Annotated in this window: 13 protein-coding genes; 7 read left to right on the top strand and 6 right to left on the bottom strand. The window is 70.0% G+C overall.

The window, feature by feature from the left end; genetic code table 11:
- Nucleotides 1-94 precede the first annotated feature (94 nt).
- Both spbR and Q0V34_RS01895 read left to right on the top strand, forming a co-directional pair.
- The gene (gene spbR / locus Q0V34_RS01900; RefSeq protein WP_297506919.1) at nt 95-1,240 is read left to right on the top strand and encodes a pole-localized protein SpbR; all 1,146 of its coding nucleotides are present in this window, start codon (nt 95-97) and stop codon (nt 1,238-1,240) included.
- Between the two features lie 73 nt (nt 1,241-1,313).
- Nucleotides 1,314-2,078 carry an NUDIX hydrolase gene (locus tag Q0V34_RS01895; RefSeq protein ID WP_297506918.1) on the top strand — a complete coding sequence of 255 codons (765 nt, stop codon included), beginning with the start codon at nt 1,314-1,316 and terminating at the stop codon, nt 2,076-2,078.
- 103 nt (nt 2,079-2,181) lie between these two features.
- Here the strand turns inward: Q0V34_RS01895 and Q0V34_RS01890 are convergent, their stop codons facing one another.
- From Q0V34_RS01890 to Q0V34_RS01875, 4 genes are read right to left on the bottom strand one after another with little or no spacing between them, the layout of a single operon-like run.
- Complete coding sequence (locus Q0V34_RS01890; RefSeq protein WP_297506917.1) at nt 2,182-2,820, bottom strand: ABC-type transport auxiliary lipoprotein family protein; 639 nt, start codon at nt 2,818-2,820, stop codon at nt 2,182-2,184.
- Nucleotides 2,817-3,755, bottom strand: coding sequence for an MlaD family protein (locus Q0V34_RS01885; protein WP_297506915.1), 939 nt, complete (start codon nt 3,753-3,755; stop codon nt 2,817-2,819). Before Q0V34_RS01885 ends, Q0V34_RS01890 begins: the two co-directional genes overlap by 4 nt.
- The gene (locus tag Q0V34_RS01880; RefSeq protein WP_297506913.1) at nt 3,755-4,582 is read right to left on the bottom strand and encodes an ABC transporter ATP-binding protein; all 828 of its coding nucleotides are present in this window, start codon (nt 4,580-4,582) and stop codon (nt 3,755-3,757) included. The genes Q0V34_RS01885 and Q0V34_RS01880 overlap by 1 nt, the downstream gene beginning before the upstream one ends.
- Nucleotides 4,579-5,694, bottom strand: a complete 1,116-nt coding sequence (locus Q0V34_RS01875; protein WP_297506911.1) for an ABC transporter permease — start codon at nt 5,692-5,694, stop codon at nt 4,579-4,581. The genes Q0V34_RS01880 and Q0V34_RS01875 overlap by 4 nt, the downstream gene beginning before the upstream one ends.
- Before the next feature lie 253 nt (nt 5,695-5,947).
- Here Q0V34_RS01875 and Q0V34_RS01870 point away from each other — a divergent pair, with 253 nt between their 5' ends.
- The gene (locus Q0V34_RS01870) at nt 5,948-7,486 is read left to right on the top strand and encodes a methyl-accepting chemotaxis protein (protein WP_297506909.1); all 1,539 of its coding nucleotides are present in this window, start codon (nt 5,948-5,950) and stop codon (nt 7,484-7,486) included.
- A 12-nt stretch (nt 7,487-7,498) separates the two neighbouring features.
- Here Q0V34_RS01870 and Q0V34_RS01865 read toward each other — a convergent pair whose 3' ends face one another.
- On the bottom strand, nt 7,499-8,551 hold the full coding sequence (locus Q0V34_RS01865; protein ID WP_297506907.1) for a LacI family DNA-binding transcriptional regulator: 1,053 nt from the start codon (nt 8,549-8,551) through the stop codon (nt 7,499-7,501).
- A gap of 166 nt (nt 8,552-8,717) precedes the next feature.
- Here Q0V34_RS01865 and Q0V34_RS01860 point away from each other — a divergent pair, with 166 nt between their 5' ends.
- From Q0V34_RS01860 to Q0V34_RS01850, 3 genes are all read left to right on the top strand, one after another.
- Nucleotides 8,718-9,974, top strand: coding sequence for an MFS transporter (locus tag Q0V34_RS01860; protein WP_297506905.1), 1,257 nt, complete (start codon nt 8,718-8,720; stop codon nt 9,972-9,974).
- A 16-nt stretch (nt 9,975-9,990) separates the two neighbouring features.
- A complete protein-coding gene (locus tag Q0V34_RS01855; protein WP_297506903.1) occupies nt 9,991-10,797 on the top strand; it encodes an RNA methyltransferase in 807 nt (268 codons plus the stop codon).
- 62 nt (nt 10,798-10,859) lie between these two features.
- Nucleotides 10,860-11,846: an alpha/beta hydrolase gene (locus tag Q0V34_RS01850; protein ID WP_297506901.1), complete on the top strand. Its 987-nt coding sequence runs from the start codon at nt 10,860-10,862 to the stop codon at nt 11,844-11,846.
- Here the strand turns inward: Q0V34_RS01850 and Q0V34_RS01845 are convergent.
- Nucleotides 11,843-12,562, bottom strand: coding sequence for a YafY family protein (locus Q0V34_RS01845; protein ID WP_297506899.1), 720 nt, complete (start codon nt 12,560-12,562; stop codon nt 11,843-11,845). The two genes, Q0V34_RS01850 and Q0V34_RS01845, sit on opposite strands and share 4 nt — an antisense overlap.
- A gap of 92 nt (nt 12,563-12,654) precedes the next feature.
- On the opposite strand from Q0V34_RS01845, the gene Q0V34_RS01840 reads away from it, so the two are divergent.
- Nucleotides 12,655-13,383: a glutathione S-transferase family protein gene (locus Q0V34_RS01840; protein WP_297506897.1), complete on the top strand. Its 729-nt coding sequence runs from the start codon at nt 12,655-12,657 to the stop codon at nt 13,381-13,383.
- The last annotated feature ends 36 nt before the right edge of the window (nt 13,384-13,419 follow it).

The following is a 13,419-nucleotide window of genomic DNA, read 5'->3' as shown; positions in this document are numbered from 1 at the left end:
GCCTTATCGTTAATCCACAGGTTCCTGGCTCAAACAATCATTAAGCCTAACCGCCGACTATGCGACTCCACGCATAGGCTCCGGCGGACGAACCATGGCCACGACCCGCGCCGCACTCACCGAAACCGATATCCGCATGCTCGTGAAGGGCGCGACGCCCGACGAGCGCGCCCTTGCCGCGCACAAGCTCTGTCGCAACATCGATCGCGCCAATCTCAGCGACGAAGAACGCCAGATCGCCCACGACATCCTGCGGGTTATGGCCGCCGACGCCGCCGAGCTGGTGCGACGGGCGATGGCCGTCACGCTGAAGAACTCCACGGCCCTGCCGCCCGATGTCGCCAACCGCCTGGCGCGCGACGTCGAGAGCGTCAGCCTGCCGATCATCAACTTCTCGCCGGTGTTCACCGACACCGATCTGGCCGAGATCGTCCGCGTCGGCGGGCCGGCCCGTCAGATGGCGGTGGCCAAGCGGCCCAAGGTCTCCAGCCGCATCACCGCGCTGCTGGTGGAGCAGGGCAACGAGGACGTCGTGGCGGCCGCCTGCGCCAACGACAACGCCCGCTTCTCGGAAGTGACGCTGCAGAAGGCGCTGGATCGGTTCGCCAAGTCGGAACAGGTGCTGCAGGCGGTCGCCTATCGCGCGGCCCTGCCGCTGGCCGTCTCCGAGCGCCTGATCGACATGGTCGGCGAGCAGCTGCGCGACCACATCCTGACCCATCACGCGCTATCGGCCGAGCGCGCGCTGGAGCTGATCGTCGGCGCCAAGGAGCGGGCCACCATCGATCTGGTGGACCAGGCGGGGCGGGCGTCCGATCCCAAGGCCTTCGTCGCGCACCTGAACAAGGTCGGCCGGCTGTCGCCGTCCCTGGTGCTGCGCGCCCTGGCCCACGGCCACATGACCTTCTTCGAGTGGGCGGTGGCCGAGCTGGCCGGCGTGCCGCACCACCGCACCTGGCTGATGATCCACGACGCCGGGCCGCTGGGCCTGAAGGCCATCTGCGAGCGCGCCGGCCTGCCGCCGCGTCTCTATTCGGCGTTCCGCGCGGGCGTCGACGCCTTCCACAGCCTGGAGTTCGACGGCGGCGCCCATGATCGGGCCCGCTTCCAGGAGCGCATGATCCAGCGGTTCCTGACCTCGTCCCACACCGTCTCGCGCGAGGACAGCGAGTATCTGCTGGAGCGCATGGACCGCAGCGCCAATCGTCGGCGATCCGACCGGGATCGCGGCGCGGCCTAAGGTCGCGCCGACCTTCGAACATCTGTTCGAAAAAGCTGTGGGCAAGTTTTGGCGACGGCGCCAAAGTCGTGGCATGTCAGACTCTTCGTCAGGCGCGATCCGCCCCGCCGCCACCGTACTGCTGCTCCGAGACGCGCCGTCGTTCGAGGTGTTGATGGTCAAGCGCCATCACCAGATCGACTTCGCCGCCGGCGCGCTGGTGTTTCCGGGCGGCAAGAGCCACCAGGGCGACAGCGATCCGCGCTGGCGCGACCTGAGCATCGGCTTCGACGCGGCGGGACAGGACGGCGTCGCCCTGAGGATCGCCGCCATCCGCGAGGCCTATGAGGAGGCCGGCGTGCTGCTGGCGCGCGACCGGGACGGGGCGTTCTACGCCGGGGAGGCGGCCAAGGACGTCCGCGCGGCCGTGGCCGACGACAAGGTGGCCTTCATCGACGTGGTCGCGGACCTGGGGCTGAAGCTCGATCTGTCGGCCCTGACGGTGTTCGCCCGCTGGATCACGCCCAAGCTGATGCCCAAGCGCTTCGACACCTGGTTCTATGTCGCCCACGCGCCCCTGGCCCAGCAGGCGATCTGCGACGGCCACGAGGCGGTGGACGCCGAATGGATCGCGCCGGGCCGGGCGCTGGATCTCGCGGCCTCCGGCCAGCGCAAGGTGATCTTTCCCACGCGCATGAACCTGCAGCTGCTGGCCGAGAGCGCCGATCCCGCCGACGCGGTGGCCCGCGCGGCGGCGCGGGAGCTGGTCACCGTCGAGCCCTGGGTGGACGCCGGCGTGCTGCGGATTCCGCCGGAAGCGGGCTACGGCCCGGTGACGGAGCCTCTGGACGCGCTCTGAGCTTGGTCCTCGCCCTTCGACAGGCTCGGGGTGAGGACGTTTGTCGAGGTCCGCCGATGGAAAACCTCATCCTGAGCTTGTCGAAGGACGAGGTTTTCGGGCCCTAGCTCTTGATGCCCGCGCCGGCGCCATTGACCCAGGTCACAACCTCGCCCAGCACCTTGGCGGTGGCCTGGTCGAAGGCCGGCACGATGGCCGAGACGCGATTGTCGGCGGCCTTGACCTTGGCCTCGAAGATCTGGTCGCCGACCAGGGCACGGTCTGCGCTGCGGTTCAGCACCGCTCGGACGCGCACCACCACCTCGGGGGCGGCCTTGGGTCCCTGGACGTAGTCGGCCTCGAAGGTCGTGACCTCCAACCGCAGCATCAGGTCGGCCTTGGCCACCTCGCCGCGACCGATCAGGCGCGCGCGCCCCGGATCGTTCTCGAACGCCCGCGCCGTGGCCTCCTCGAACAGGATGAAGGCCGGCGAGACCCAGCGCGCCCCGGCGATATAGGCGACCTCGCCATTGGTGACCGTCAGGATGCGGTCGCCGGCGGCGGCGCGGGTGAAGGCCGACGGCGTCTTCATCACACCGAACATCGCGCCGGGCGGTCCCTTGGCCACGCTGACCTCGGCCTGGCCGAAGCGGTAGAGGCTAGCGGGCTTGGTCTTCGGCAGCAGGCTGATGCAGCCGGACAGGCTGGCGGCCAGGGCCGCGACGGCCAGAAGCCGGGAGGCGTTGCGGATCATCGGGTTCACGGCTTGACCTCCACTTCCTTGGCGGGCGCCTTGCCGACCACGCCGCGGGGGTTCTGTTCGACGTCGGCCACCAGGCGGTCCAGGGACTCGGCGGCCGACTGCAGGGTGACGATGGCCGCCGAAAGCTGGGGCAGGCCGGTGGTGGCGAAGTCGGTGGTGGGGCCATCCAGCTTCGAGATCATCGCGCGGGCGTCCTTGGTGGCCGCCTTCAGTTCGGCGGCGGCGTCGCCGGCCTCCTTCAGCGTGCGCTTGGCGTCGCCGTCGACCAGGCTGTTGGAGCTGTTGGCCAGCTGGGTGATCGACTGAGCGGTCTGGTCGATGCTCTGCAGCGCCTTCTGGGCGTCGGCGATGATCTCCTTGCGCTCGCGCAGCTCGGCGGTCACCGCCTGGACGTCGCTGAGCGAGGCGCTGAAGGTCTTGATGTTCTTGTCGCTGAGCACGCGGTTGACGCGGTCCAGGGCCTCGATGGTGCGGGTCAGCACCGTGCCGCCGCCCTCCAGCAGGTCCGAGAGGGTGCTGCGCTGGCTGCGCAGGACCGGCACCTTGCCGTTCTTGACCGTGTCCTTCAGCAGCTCCTTGTTCGGCGAGCCGGCGGTGATCTGGACGTAGTTCACGCCGGTGATGCCCTGCGGCTCCAGCGTGGCGTAGCTGTCGACCTTGACCGGCACGTCCGAGGTCATGCGGACGCGTGCGATCACGCGGTTGGGGTCGCTCTTGTCCAGCTCGATCCGCGTCACCTCGCCGACCTTGATGCCGTTGAAGTGCACCTCGCCGCCCTGCGACAGACCACGCACGGGGCCGATGAACAGGATGTCGTAGAGGTCGTAGTCACGCGTGAAGCTGACCTTGGCCAGCCAGACCACGAAGATGACGAGGCCCATGAACAGGGCCATCGAGATGGCCCCGACCAGCGCGTAGTTGGCGTTTCTTTCCATCAGTCGGCCCTCGCCCGGTCCTCGGCGGCGCCGGCGGCGCGGCCTCTGGGACCCAGGAAATACTGCTTGATCCAGGGATGTTCGGAACGTTCGAGCTCGCGCACCGGGGCCACCGCCACGACCTTCTTGTCGGCCAGCACGGCGACCCGGTCGGTGATGGCGTAGAGGCTGTCCAGGTCGTGGGTGATCATGAACACGGTCAGGTCCAGGCTGTCGGACAGATCCTTGATCAGGGCGTCGAACGCCTCGGCGGCGATGGGATCGAGGCCGGCGGTCGGCTCGTCCAGGAACAGCAGCTCGGGATCCATGGCCAGGGCGCGGGCCAGGCCCGCGCGCTTGCGCATGCCGCCCGACAGTTCCGCCGGCTTCAGCGTCGCGGCGCGGGCGGGCAGGCCGACCATGGCGATCTTCAGGTCCGCGATCTCTTCGACCTCGCGGCGGGGCAGGCGCGTGTGCTCGTGCAGCGGGGCGGCGACGTTCTCGCGCACGGTCAGGTTCGAGAACAGCGCGCCCTGCTGGAACAGCACGCCCCAGCGCCGCTCGACCGACGACCAGCGCCGTCGCGAGGCCGTCCGCATGTCGCCGCCGAACAAGCGCACCGTGCCGCCGTCGGGGACCTTGAGCCCGATGATGGTGTTCAGCAGCACCGACTTGCCGGTGCCCGAGCCGCCGACCACGCCCAGCACCTCGCCGCGTTCGACCTGAAGGTCCAGCCCGTCGTGGATGACGTTGTCGCCGAAGCAGGAGACGAGGCCCCGAACATCGATCGGATGCTTCTCGGCCTCGGCGCTGTCGGAGACGGATTGAGGGGCGGCGGGGCCGGTCAAATGTCCAGCTCCATATAGACGAGGGCGAAGACCGCATCGATCAGGATGATGGCGAAGATGGCGTGCACCACCGCCGCCGTCACGCGCCGGCCCAGGGACTCGACGTCGTTGCCGACCTCCATGCCCTGGCGGCAGCCGATCGCCGCGATCACCGTCGCCATCACGGGCGCCTTGGACATGCCGATCCAGAAGTGGGTCGCGCCGACGTCGTCGATGATGCGCTGCAGGAAGAAGGTCGGCGACAGGTCCAGCACGATCCACACGACCAGGATGCCGCCCGCCAAGCCCGCGATCGTGGCCACGAAGGTCAGCAGCGGGATCGTGAACAGCAGGGCGGCGAACCTTGGCAGCACCAGCGCTTCGTAGGGATCCACGCCCATGACCTGCATGGCGTCGATCTCCTGGTTCATCTTCATCGAGCCGATCTCGGCGGCGAAGCTGGAGGCCGAGCGGCCGGCCAGCAGGATGGCGGTGATCAGGATGTTGAACTCGCGCATCACCGAGATGCCGATCAGCTCGACCGAATAGACCTGGGCGCCGAAGTCGGTGAGCATGTTGGCGCCCAGCAGGGCCACCACCGCGCCGATGAAGAAGGTGGTGGTCGCCACGATCGGCATGGCGTCCAGGCCCGCGCGCTCGGCCAGCGCGATGACCGGCGCCCAGCGGATGCGGCGCGGGTCGGCGATCGAGCGTCCCAGGGACACCAGCAGGTGGCCCAGGAAGATCAGGGTGCCATAGCCGTCGGCGAACAGTCCGAAAACGCCTCGGCCCACCCGCTCCAACAGCGCGTGAAGGCCGCCGGGGCGCACGGTCGGCTCCGGCTCCACCTGGATGGCGGCGCGGACCAGTTCCAGCAGGCGAAGGACCTCGCGCCGCGCCTTGACCCCGTCGGGGCGGACCTGGTCGCCGGCGGCGCGGAGGATCGCGTAGGCGCCGGCCGTGTCGCAGCGATTGACGCCGGTCAGGTCCAGGTCGAGCTCGCGCGGATCCGCCAGGGACGCGGCCAGCCGCAGGCCCGCGTCGAACAAGCCGCGCGCGGTCCAATCGCCCGACAGCACGACCAAGGTCCGGCCGTCCTGCTGGCTCAAGGTGAAATCGGCCGGTAACGCCATACGGTCCTTGGGGTTCTTTCCAGGCTATATCCAAGCCCCGCCGCGGACCTGACAAGCCCAAAACGCGTCAAGGCGCAGCTTGGTTCGATTCATGACGAAAGACGCGTTGGAAAGCCGCGAGGAGGCCTCGCCGTTCGCCGAGCGCGGGCGGTGCGACCAGGGGGCGCAGGGGCGCGAACTTCAAGCTTGGTTAACGGATTGCCCCCAGAACATGGTGAACCAATTCTTACCGACCGACCCGGAGCCCGACGTCATGAGCGCCCACGCCAAGCTCGACCAGCGAATGGCCTTCATGCGCTTCGACGAGCGGTCGCGGTCGGCGCTGCGGGCGCTGAAGCCGGTGATCGACGCCGAGATCTCGGCCGCGCTGGGCCAGGTTGACGGCCAGGTCCGAGCCTTCCCCGAGGCGCGCGGCGCGTTCTCGGACATGGCCGGGGCTCAGCGCGATCAGGCCGCGCACTGGCGGCGGATCGCCCAGGCCGACCATGGCGAGACCTACCTCGACGAGGCCGAACGCCTCGGTCGGGCTCACTACGAGGCCGAACTGTCGCCGCGGTGGTCCGTGGGCGGCTACGCCCTCGTCGCCGAGGCGCTGATCCGCGCGGTGGTGACCAAGCGCGCCAAAGGCCTGTTCAACGCGGCCAAGGCCGACGCCGAGCTCGCGGAGGGCCTGGCCGCCCTGACCAAGGCGATGTTCCTGGACCTGGACCTGTCGATCTCGACCCATGTCGACCTGCTCACGCGGGAACGCGACGCCCTGGAGGCCGAGCGCGAGGCGGCCGAGCAGCGTCAGGCCGACTCTGTGAAGGCGATCGGGGAGGCCTTGTCGCGCCTGGCGGCCGGTGATCTGTCGGCGCGCGTCGAAGGCGATCTGGCGCCGGCGTTCCACGGCCTGCGGACCGAGTTCGAGCAGGCCGCCGTCGCCCTGGCCGAGGCCATGGGCGCGGTGGACCGCACCGCCGGCGATATCCGCGCTAGCGCCGATGACATCGCTCACAGCGCCGAGGACCTCTCGCAGCGCACCGAGCAGCAGGCCGCGACGTTGGAGCAGACGGCGGCCGCCGTCGAGCAGCTTGCCGGCGCCGTGGGCCGGACCGCCCAGAGCGCCCGCGAGGTGTCCTCGCGGGTCGGCGCGGCCAGCGCCGAGGCCGAGCGGTCGGGCGAGATCGTCACCCGCGCCGCCGAGGCCATGACCAAGATCGAGGCCCAGTCGCAGCAGGTGAACCAGATCCTGGGCATGATCGATGAGATCGCCTTCCAGACTAACCTGCTGGCCCTGAACGCCGGGGTCGAGGCCGCGCGCGCCGGCGACGCCGGCAAGGGCTTCGCGGTGGTCGCCCAGGAAGTCCGGGCTCTTGCCCAGCGTTCGGCCGAGGCGGCGCGCGAGATCAAGTCGCTGATCACCGAGAGCAGCCGTCAGGTCAGCGAGGGCGTCGACCTCGTCGGCCAGACGGGCGAGGCGCTGCGGGGCATCGTCGACAAGGTCGAGGGCATCGACGAGCTGGTCAACGTCATCGCCGCCTCGGCCAGCGAGCAGGCCACGGCGCTCGGCCAGGTGAACGCGGCCGTCAACCAGCTCGACCAGGTGACCCAGCGCAACGCCGCCATGGCGTCGCGATCGACGGAGGCGACCCACGCCCTGCGGGTCGAGGCCGCCGAGCTGTCGAACAGGGTGGGGTCGTTCCGCCTGGGCGCCCAGTACGCCCCGCCGGCCCACGAGGAGCGTCGTCCCGAGAACCCGGTCCACGCCGCCCGCGCCCGCGTCGCCGCCTTCGCCCGTCCGGGGCGTTAGACGCCAAGACGCTCAGCGCGGCGGCGGGGCCGTCGAGGCGCGGTGGATTAGCTCGAACGGCAGCAGCTCGTCGACGGGGCGATCGGAGGTCGCGCCGTTCTTCGACTGCTCGATCAGCAGGCGCGCGGCCAGGGACGACATCTCGGCCACCGGCTGGCGGACCGTGGTCAGCTGAGGTCGGCTGAAGCGCGAGCTGGGGCTGTCGTCGAACCCGGCGACCGAGATGTCGCCCGGCGTCATCAGCCCGGCCTCGGCGATCGCCGCCACGCAGCCCAGGGCCATGTCGTCGTTGCTGGCGAATATCGCCGTCGGACGATCAGGGAGGGCCAGCAGGGCCTTGGCCTGGTCCAGTCCCGACTGGAAGGTGAAGTCGCCCTGGCGGACCCAGGCGTCGTTCACCGGCAGGCCGAGAGCCTTCATCGCTTCCAGATAGCCCTGACGCCGCGCCTGGCTGGCGCCGTAGCGCGGCTCGCCGACGATGAAGCCGATCCGCCGGTGGCCGAGGCCGGCCAGGTGCTGCGTCATCTCGCGGCCGGCGGCGACGTCGTCCATGTGCACGCGAGGGCCCAGGCCCTCGGCGCGCTCGGGACCGACGCGCACATAGGGCGTGCCGGCCTTGTCCAGCAGTTCCAGCACCACCGCGTTGTCGCAGGACGGCGGGGTCAGGATCACGCCGTCGGGCTTCAGCGCGGCCAGCAGGGCGGCCACCTCCTGGCGGACCTGCGGACCCTCGTGGTCGATCAGTTCGATCAGCAGGTGATAGCCGGCGTCGCGGCACTCCAGCGTCGCGCCCAGCTGTATGCGGCTGAGATAGTCCGCCCCGCGCTCGCTGCGCCAATGGTCGATGGTCAGGGCCGCGTCGACGAACACCGCGATCACGAACGAGCGCGAGCCCGCCAGGCTGCGCGCCGACAGATTGGGGCTGTAGCCGAGCGCGCCGGCCGCCTCGAGCACGCGGTCGCGCATGGCGGGCCGAACGTTCGGCTCCTTGTTCATCACCCGCGAGACGGTCTTGATGGAGACGCCGGCCCGCGCGGCGACGTCGTAGATCGTCACCGAGGCCATCGCACCGCCCAGACCTGTCTCAGACTCACGCCCATGCGCGCCACCCTAGAGCCTGTCCCGCCTGGAAGGAAACACCGAGCTTGACCTGAGGTCGCCCCTTGTCTCGCCCCGACGGCGCGGCCACTGTCGCTTCCGCGCGGCGGCAGATCGCGAAAGGGGAGGCCAGATGGCGTTTGACCAGGGAGGGCGGCCGGAGGCGCGAGTGCGCGCGAGCTTCATCGCCGCCTACACCCTTGCGCAGATCGCCGCGTTCGTCTCGTTTCAGCCGCTGTTGCAGGTGCTGCTGCCGTTGAAAGCCGCGGCGATCGACCCCGCGGCCAAGGCGGTGGTGCTGAGCCAGGTCACCTTTTACGGCGCGATCGTCGCCAGCATCGCCAACCTGCTGGCCGGGGCGATCAGCGATCGGACGACCTCGCGCTTTGGCCGTCGCCGGCCCTGGATGGTGATCGGCGCGCTGGGCGCGGCCCTGGCCTATCTGGCGATCATGAACGCCCGAACCCCGCTGGCGCTGATCGGCGGGGTCATCCTGTTCCAGCTGACGTTCAACCTCTGCTTCTCGGCCCTGGTGGCGGTGCTGCCGGACCGCGTGCCGGACACCCAGAAGGGTCTGGTCGCGGCGTTCCTGAGCCTGGGCAATCCCATCGGCACGGCGATCGGGGCGGTGGTCATCGGCGGCCTGCTCGTGGTCGAAGGCCAGCGCTACGCGGCGATTTCGGCCGCCCTGCTGCTGGGCCTGGCGCCCTTCGTGCTGACCCTGCGCGACCCGCCGCTGGCCAAGACCGACGCGCCGCCGTTCCGGCTGCTGGCCTTCCTCGCCGGGCTCTGGATCGATCCGCGCCGGCATCCCGACTTCGCCTTCGCCTGGCTGGGGCGGTTCCTGGTGCTGGTCGCCCTGACCCTGGTGCAGAGCTACATGCTCTACTTCCTGCAGGACGTGGTGGACTATCCGCGCCTGTTCCCAGGCCATCGGGCCGAGGAGGGTCTGGCGATCCTGGCGACGGTCTCGACCGTGTTCAATGTCGTCTGCGCGATGCTGGGCGGGGTGCTCTCCGACCGGCTGCGGCGGCGCAAGCTCTTCGCGTTCGGCGCGGCCCTGACGCTGGCCGCGGCCATGACCGTGTTCTCGACGTCGCCCAGCTGGCCGGTGCTGCTGGGGGCCTATGTGATCTATGGCTGCGGGGCGGGCTGCTTCTGCGCCATCGACCTGGCCCTGGTCACCCAGGTGCTGCCCTCCCAGCGCGACGCGGGCAAGGGTCTGGGCGTGATCAATCTGGCCAACACCTTGCCCCAGGCCCTGGCGCCGGTGTTGGCGGTGTTGTGTCTGGGGCCCGCTCACGAGAACTTCCGGCTGTTCTTCCTGATGGCCGCCAGCCTGGCGACGGCTGGCGGTCTGGCCATCCTGCCGATACGAGGGGTGCGTTAGAGCCCCGAGGATCGCCTTGCCACGGTTCCGCGTCGTCACCGACCCCGAAGACCTCGCCGTCGCCCCGTTCCGCGCCATCAAGGAGCGCGACCTGGTCGGCCGCGAGGGCCTGTTCATCGCCGAGGGCGAGACCGTGTTGCGCGCCTTCGTCCGCGACGCGCCCGAGCGCGTGGTTTCGCTGCTGATCGACCCCAAGCGCCGCGACAAGCTGGCCGAGGTTCTCGCGGCCCTGCCCGAGGCCGTGCCGGTGCATCTGGCCGACCAGGCCGTGCTCGACGCCATCGCCGGCTTCCACTTGCATCGTGGCGTGCTAGCCCTGGGGCGGAAGGCGGACCCCGTTTCCGCCCACGACCTGCTCGGCGGCCTGCCGACCCGCGCGACCGTGCTGGTGCTGTGCGGCATCGCCAATCACGACAATATGGGCGGCATCTATCGCAACGCCGCCGCCTTCGGCGCCGACGCGGTGATCCTGGACGCCGACTGCTGCGACCCGCTGTACCGCAAGGCCATCCGGGTCTCGGTCGGCGCGGTGCTGTCGGTCCCGACCGCGCGGCTGGGGCGGGGCGAGGATGTCGCGAGCCTGCTGGCGGCGACCGGCTTCGAGGCCTTGGCGCTGAGCCCGTCGGCCGACGAGATCCTGGCGAGCCTCAAGGCGGCGCCGCGTACGGCGGTGCTGTTGGGCGCCGAGGGACCGGGTCTTTCACCGGCGGTGATGGCGCGCGCCCGGTCCGTCGGCATCCCGATGGCCAACGGCTTCGACTCCCTCAACGTCGCCACCACCAGCGGGATCGTGCTGCACCATCTTCGGTTCGCCAGCCTCTAGGAAACCGGTGTCCCTCGCTCTAGGGTCTCCGCCAAGCACTCCCGTCAGAAGGCTAAAATCCCATGCTGAACCGTCGCGGCGCCCTGGCCACCTTTCTCACCGGCGTCCTGGGATCGCTGGGCGCGCGCGGGGCGGAGGCCGCGACCATGACCCCTTCCTCGAAACAGCCCGCCGACCCGACCGAGATCCTGCGCCTGTGGCCCCACGGCGCGCCGGGCGGGGAGGGCGTCACGGTCGAGGAGAAGATCATCGAGCGCGGCGATCCCAAGGTGCTGATGGACCGCGCCCAGGTCCACACCCGCGACCCCAAGCTGGCCGTCTTCCGGCCCAAGAAGCCGAATGGCGCGGCCGTGATGCTGACCCCCGGCGGCGGCTACGAGCGCGTGGTGCTGGACAAGGAAGGCTACGAGACCGCCCGTTGGCTGGCCGACCGGGGCTATACCTGCTTCGTGCTGTTCTACCGGATGCCGGGCGACGGCTGGGCGGCGGGCGGCGACGCGCCCTTGCAGGACGCCCAGCGCGGCATGCGCCTGATACGCTCGAAAGCCGCCGAGATGGGCTTCTCGGCCGACCGCGTGGCGATCATGGGCTTCTCGGCCGGCGGGCACCTGGCCGCCAACCTGACCGTGCGGTCCGACGCGCCGACCTACGACCCCGTCGACGCGGCCGATCAGCTTCCGGCCAAGCCGAACTTGTCGGCCCTGATCTATCCGGTGGTGACGCTGGACCTGACGGCGGCCCACCCTGGCTCGCGCAAGCAGCTGCTGACCAGCGCCGACACGCCCGACCGCGCCCGCGAGCTGTCGCCCGAGAAGCAGGTGCGCGAGGGCCTGGCCCCCGTGTTCCTGCTGCACGCCGCCGACGACAAGACCGTGCCGGTCGAGAACTCGCTGACCATGTTCGCGGCGCTGAAGGCCAAGGCCGTGCCGTCCGAGCTGCACGTGTTCGAGGAGGGCGGCCACGGCTTTGGCCTGCGCTTCACGGTCGGCAAGCCCGTGGCGGCGTGGCCCGAGCTGTTCGAGCGCTTCGCAAAGCGGCACGGGATCTAGCAGTCCGCGGCTTCCTTCAGCTTCCAGGCGGCGATCTCGGCGTCGCGGAACTTGATCCACTCGGCCCGAAGCACCGCCGGCCGCTTGCCGTGGCGCTCGTCCAGGAATTCCGCTCCGACGACCCGGTCGGTGCGGAAGGTGCGGAAGGCCTCGCGCAGCTCGCACCAGGCGATGATCATCCGGATCGTCTCGCGGTAGCCGACCGAGACCGGCCAGATCACCCGATTGCTGACCGTCCCGGCCTCGTCGCTGTAGTCGAGACGGATCTTGCGGCCGGCGTGGATCCAGGCGCGGACCTGGGCGACGTCGATGCGGTCGGTCTCGGGTTTCCAGGCCGGCGCGGCGCCGATGGCCGGCTCCAGCACATAGGGGCGCAGGCGGTCCGGCACGGCGGCGGCGATCTTGCTGATCAGGTCCTTGGCCGCCTTGGCCAGCACCGGATCGCCGCGCCCGGCCACCCATTGCGCGCCCAGCACCGCCGCCTCGATCTCGTCGGGCGTCAGCATCAGCGGCGGCATGTCGAAGCCCGCCTCCAGCACATAGCCGACCCCGGCCTCGCCCCGGATCGGCGCCCGCTGTCCCACCAGCGCGGCGATGTCGCGATAGACGCTGCGCTTGGAGGTCTCCAGCTCCGCGGCGATGGCGTCGGCGGTCACCGGCGCGCGGCTGCGGCGCAGGATCTGGATGATCTGGAACAGGCGTTCGGCGCGTCTCATGATTTCGAATATCGACGATCTCTACTGACAGCATGCTGGCAGGAGGCTGGCGGTAGCAAGTCGTCACCGCGACATTCGATCGGAGAGGGACGATGATCACGCTGTTCGCCGCCGGAGCCGGGTTCGGGCTGCCCGAGATCAGCCCCTATGCGACCAAGACCGAAGTGCAGCTGATGATGGCCAAGCTGCCCTATCGCAAGACCAGGGGCAGCCGCGAGACCGCGCCCAAGGGCCAGCTGCCGTGGATCGAGGACGCCGCCCAGGCCATCGGCGACTCCACCTTCATTCGCGCCCATATCGAGCGGAAGTACAATGTCGATCTCGACATCGGCCTGACCGGCCGGGAGCGCGCCCAGGCCTGGGCCATCGAGCGGATGATCGAGAACCAACTGGGCTGGGTGTCGAGCTATTTCCGCTTTCTGGACCCGGCCAATTTCGACAAGGGTCCCGGCCGTTGGTTCGACCAGGCGCCGGCTCACCTGCGCGAGGATCTGCGCCGGGGCTTGCGGGAGGCGGTCGCCGCCAATGTCCGCGCGGTGGGGGTCGGCCGTCACCTGCGCGAGGAGGTGGTCTGGCTGGGCAGCCTGTCGCTGCGCGCGCTGGACGAGCTCCTGGAAGACAAGACCTATCTGATGCGCGACACCCATCCCGTCGGCGTCGACGCCACGGCCTTCGCCATGCTGGCGGCGATCCTGACGCCGTTCTTCGACTCGCCGCTGCGGGAAGAGGCCGAGGACTATCCGCGTCTGGTCGCCTATGTCGGGCGGATGATGGCGCGGTTCTATCCCGCGCACCCCTGGGGCTTGCGCCAGGCCGCTTGAGCCCGCCTGTAACCAAGGCGGCTCCTCGCGCGAAAA

It is taken from the genome of uncultured Caulobacter sp., from assembly GCF_947036865.1.
Classification (GTDB): Bacteria; Pseudomonadota; Alphaproteobacteria; order Caulobacterales; family Caulobacteraceae; genus Caulobacter.
This window is presented reverse-complemented; position numbering and strand designations above follow the sequence as displayed.

Bases quoted from the DNA above. Each gene is read 5' to 3' on its own strand.
- spbR (WP_297506919.1), top strand. From the start codon at position 95: ATGGCCACGACCCGCGCCGCACTCACCGAAACCGATATCCGCATGCTC.
- Q0V34_RS01895 (WP_297506918.1), top strand. From the start codon at position 1,314: ATGTCAGACTCTTCGTCAGGCGCGATCCGCCCCGCCGCCACCGTACTG.
- Q0V34_RS01885 (WP_297506915.1), bottom strand. From the start codon at position 3,755: ATGGAAAGAAACGCCAACTACGCGCTGGTCGGGGCCATCTCGATGGCC.
- Q0V34_RS01875 (WP_297506911.1), bottom strand. From the start codon at position 5,694: ATGGCGTTACCGGCCGATTTCACCTTGAGCCAGCAGGACGGCCGGACC.
- Q0V34_RS01870 (WP_297506909.1), top strand. From the start codon at position 5,948: ATGAGCGCCCACGCCAAGCTCGACCAGCGAATGGCCTTCATGCGCTTC.
- Q0V34_RS01865 (WP_297506907.1), bottom strand. From the start codon at position 8,551: ATGGCCTCGGTGACGATCTACGACGTCGCCGCGCGGGCCGGCGTCTCC.
- Q0V34_RS01860 (WP_297506905.1), top strand. From the start codon at position 8,718: ATGGCGTTTGACCAGGGAGGGCGGCCGGAGGCGCGAGTGCGCGCGAGC.
- Q0V34_RS01850 (WP_297506901.1), top strand. From the start codon at position 10,860: ATGCTGAACCGTCGCGGCGCCCTGGCCACCTTTCTCACCGGCGTCCTG.
- Q0V34_RS01845 (WP_297506899.1), bottom strand. From the start codon at position 12,562: ATGAGACGCGCCGAACGCCTGTTCCAGATCATCCAGATCCTGCGCCGC.
- Q0V34_RS01840 (WP_297506897.1), top strand. From the start codon at position 12,655: ATGATCACGCTGTTCGCCGCCGGAGCCGGGTTCGGGCTGCCCGAGATC.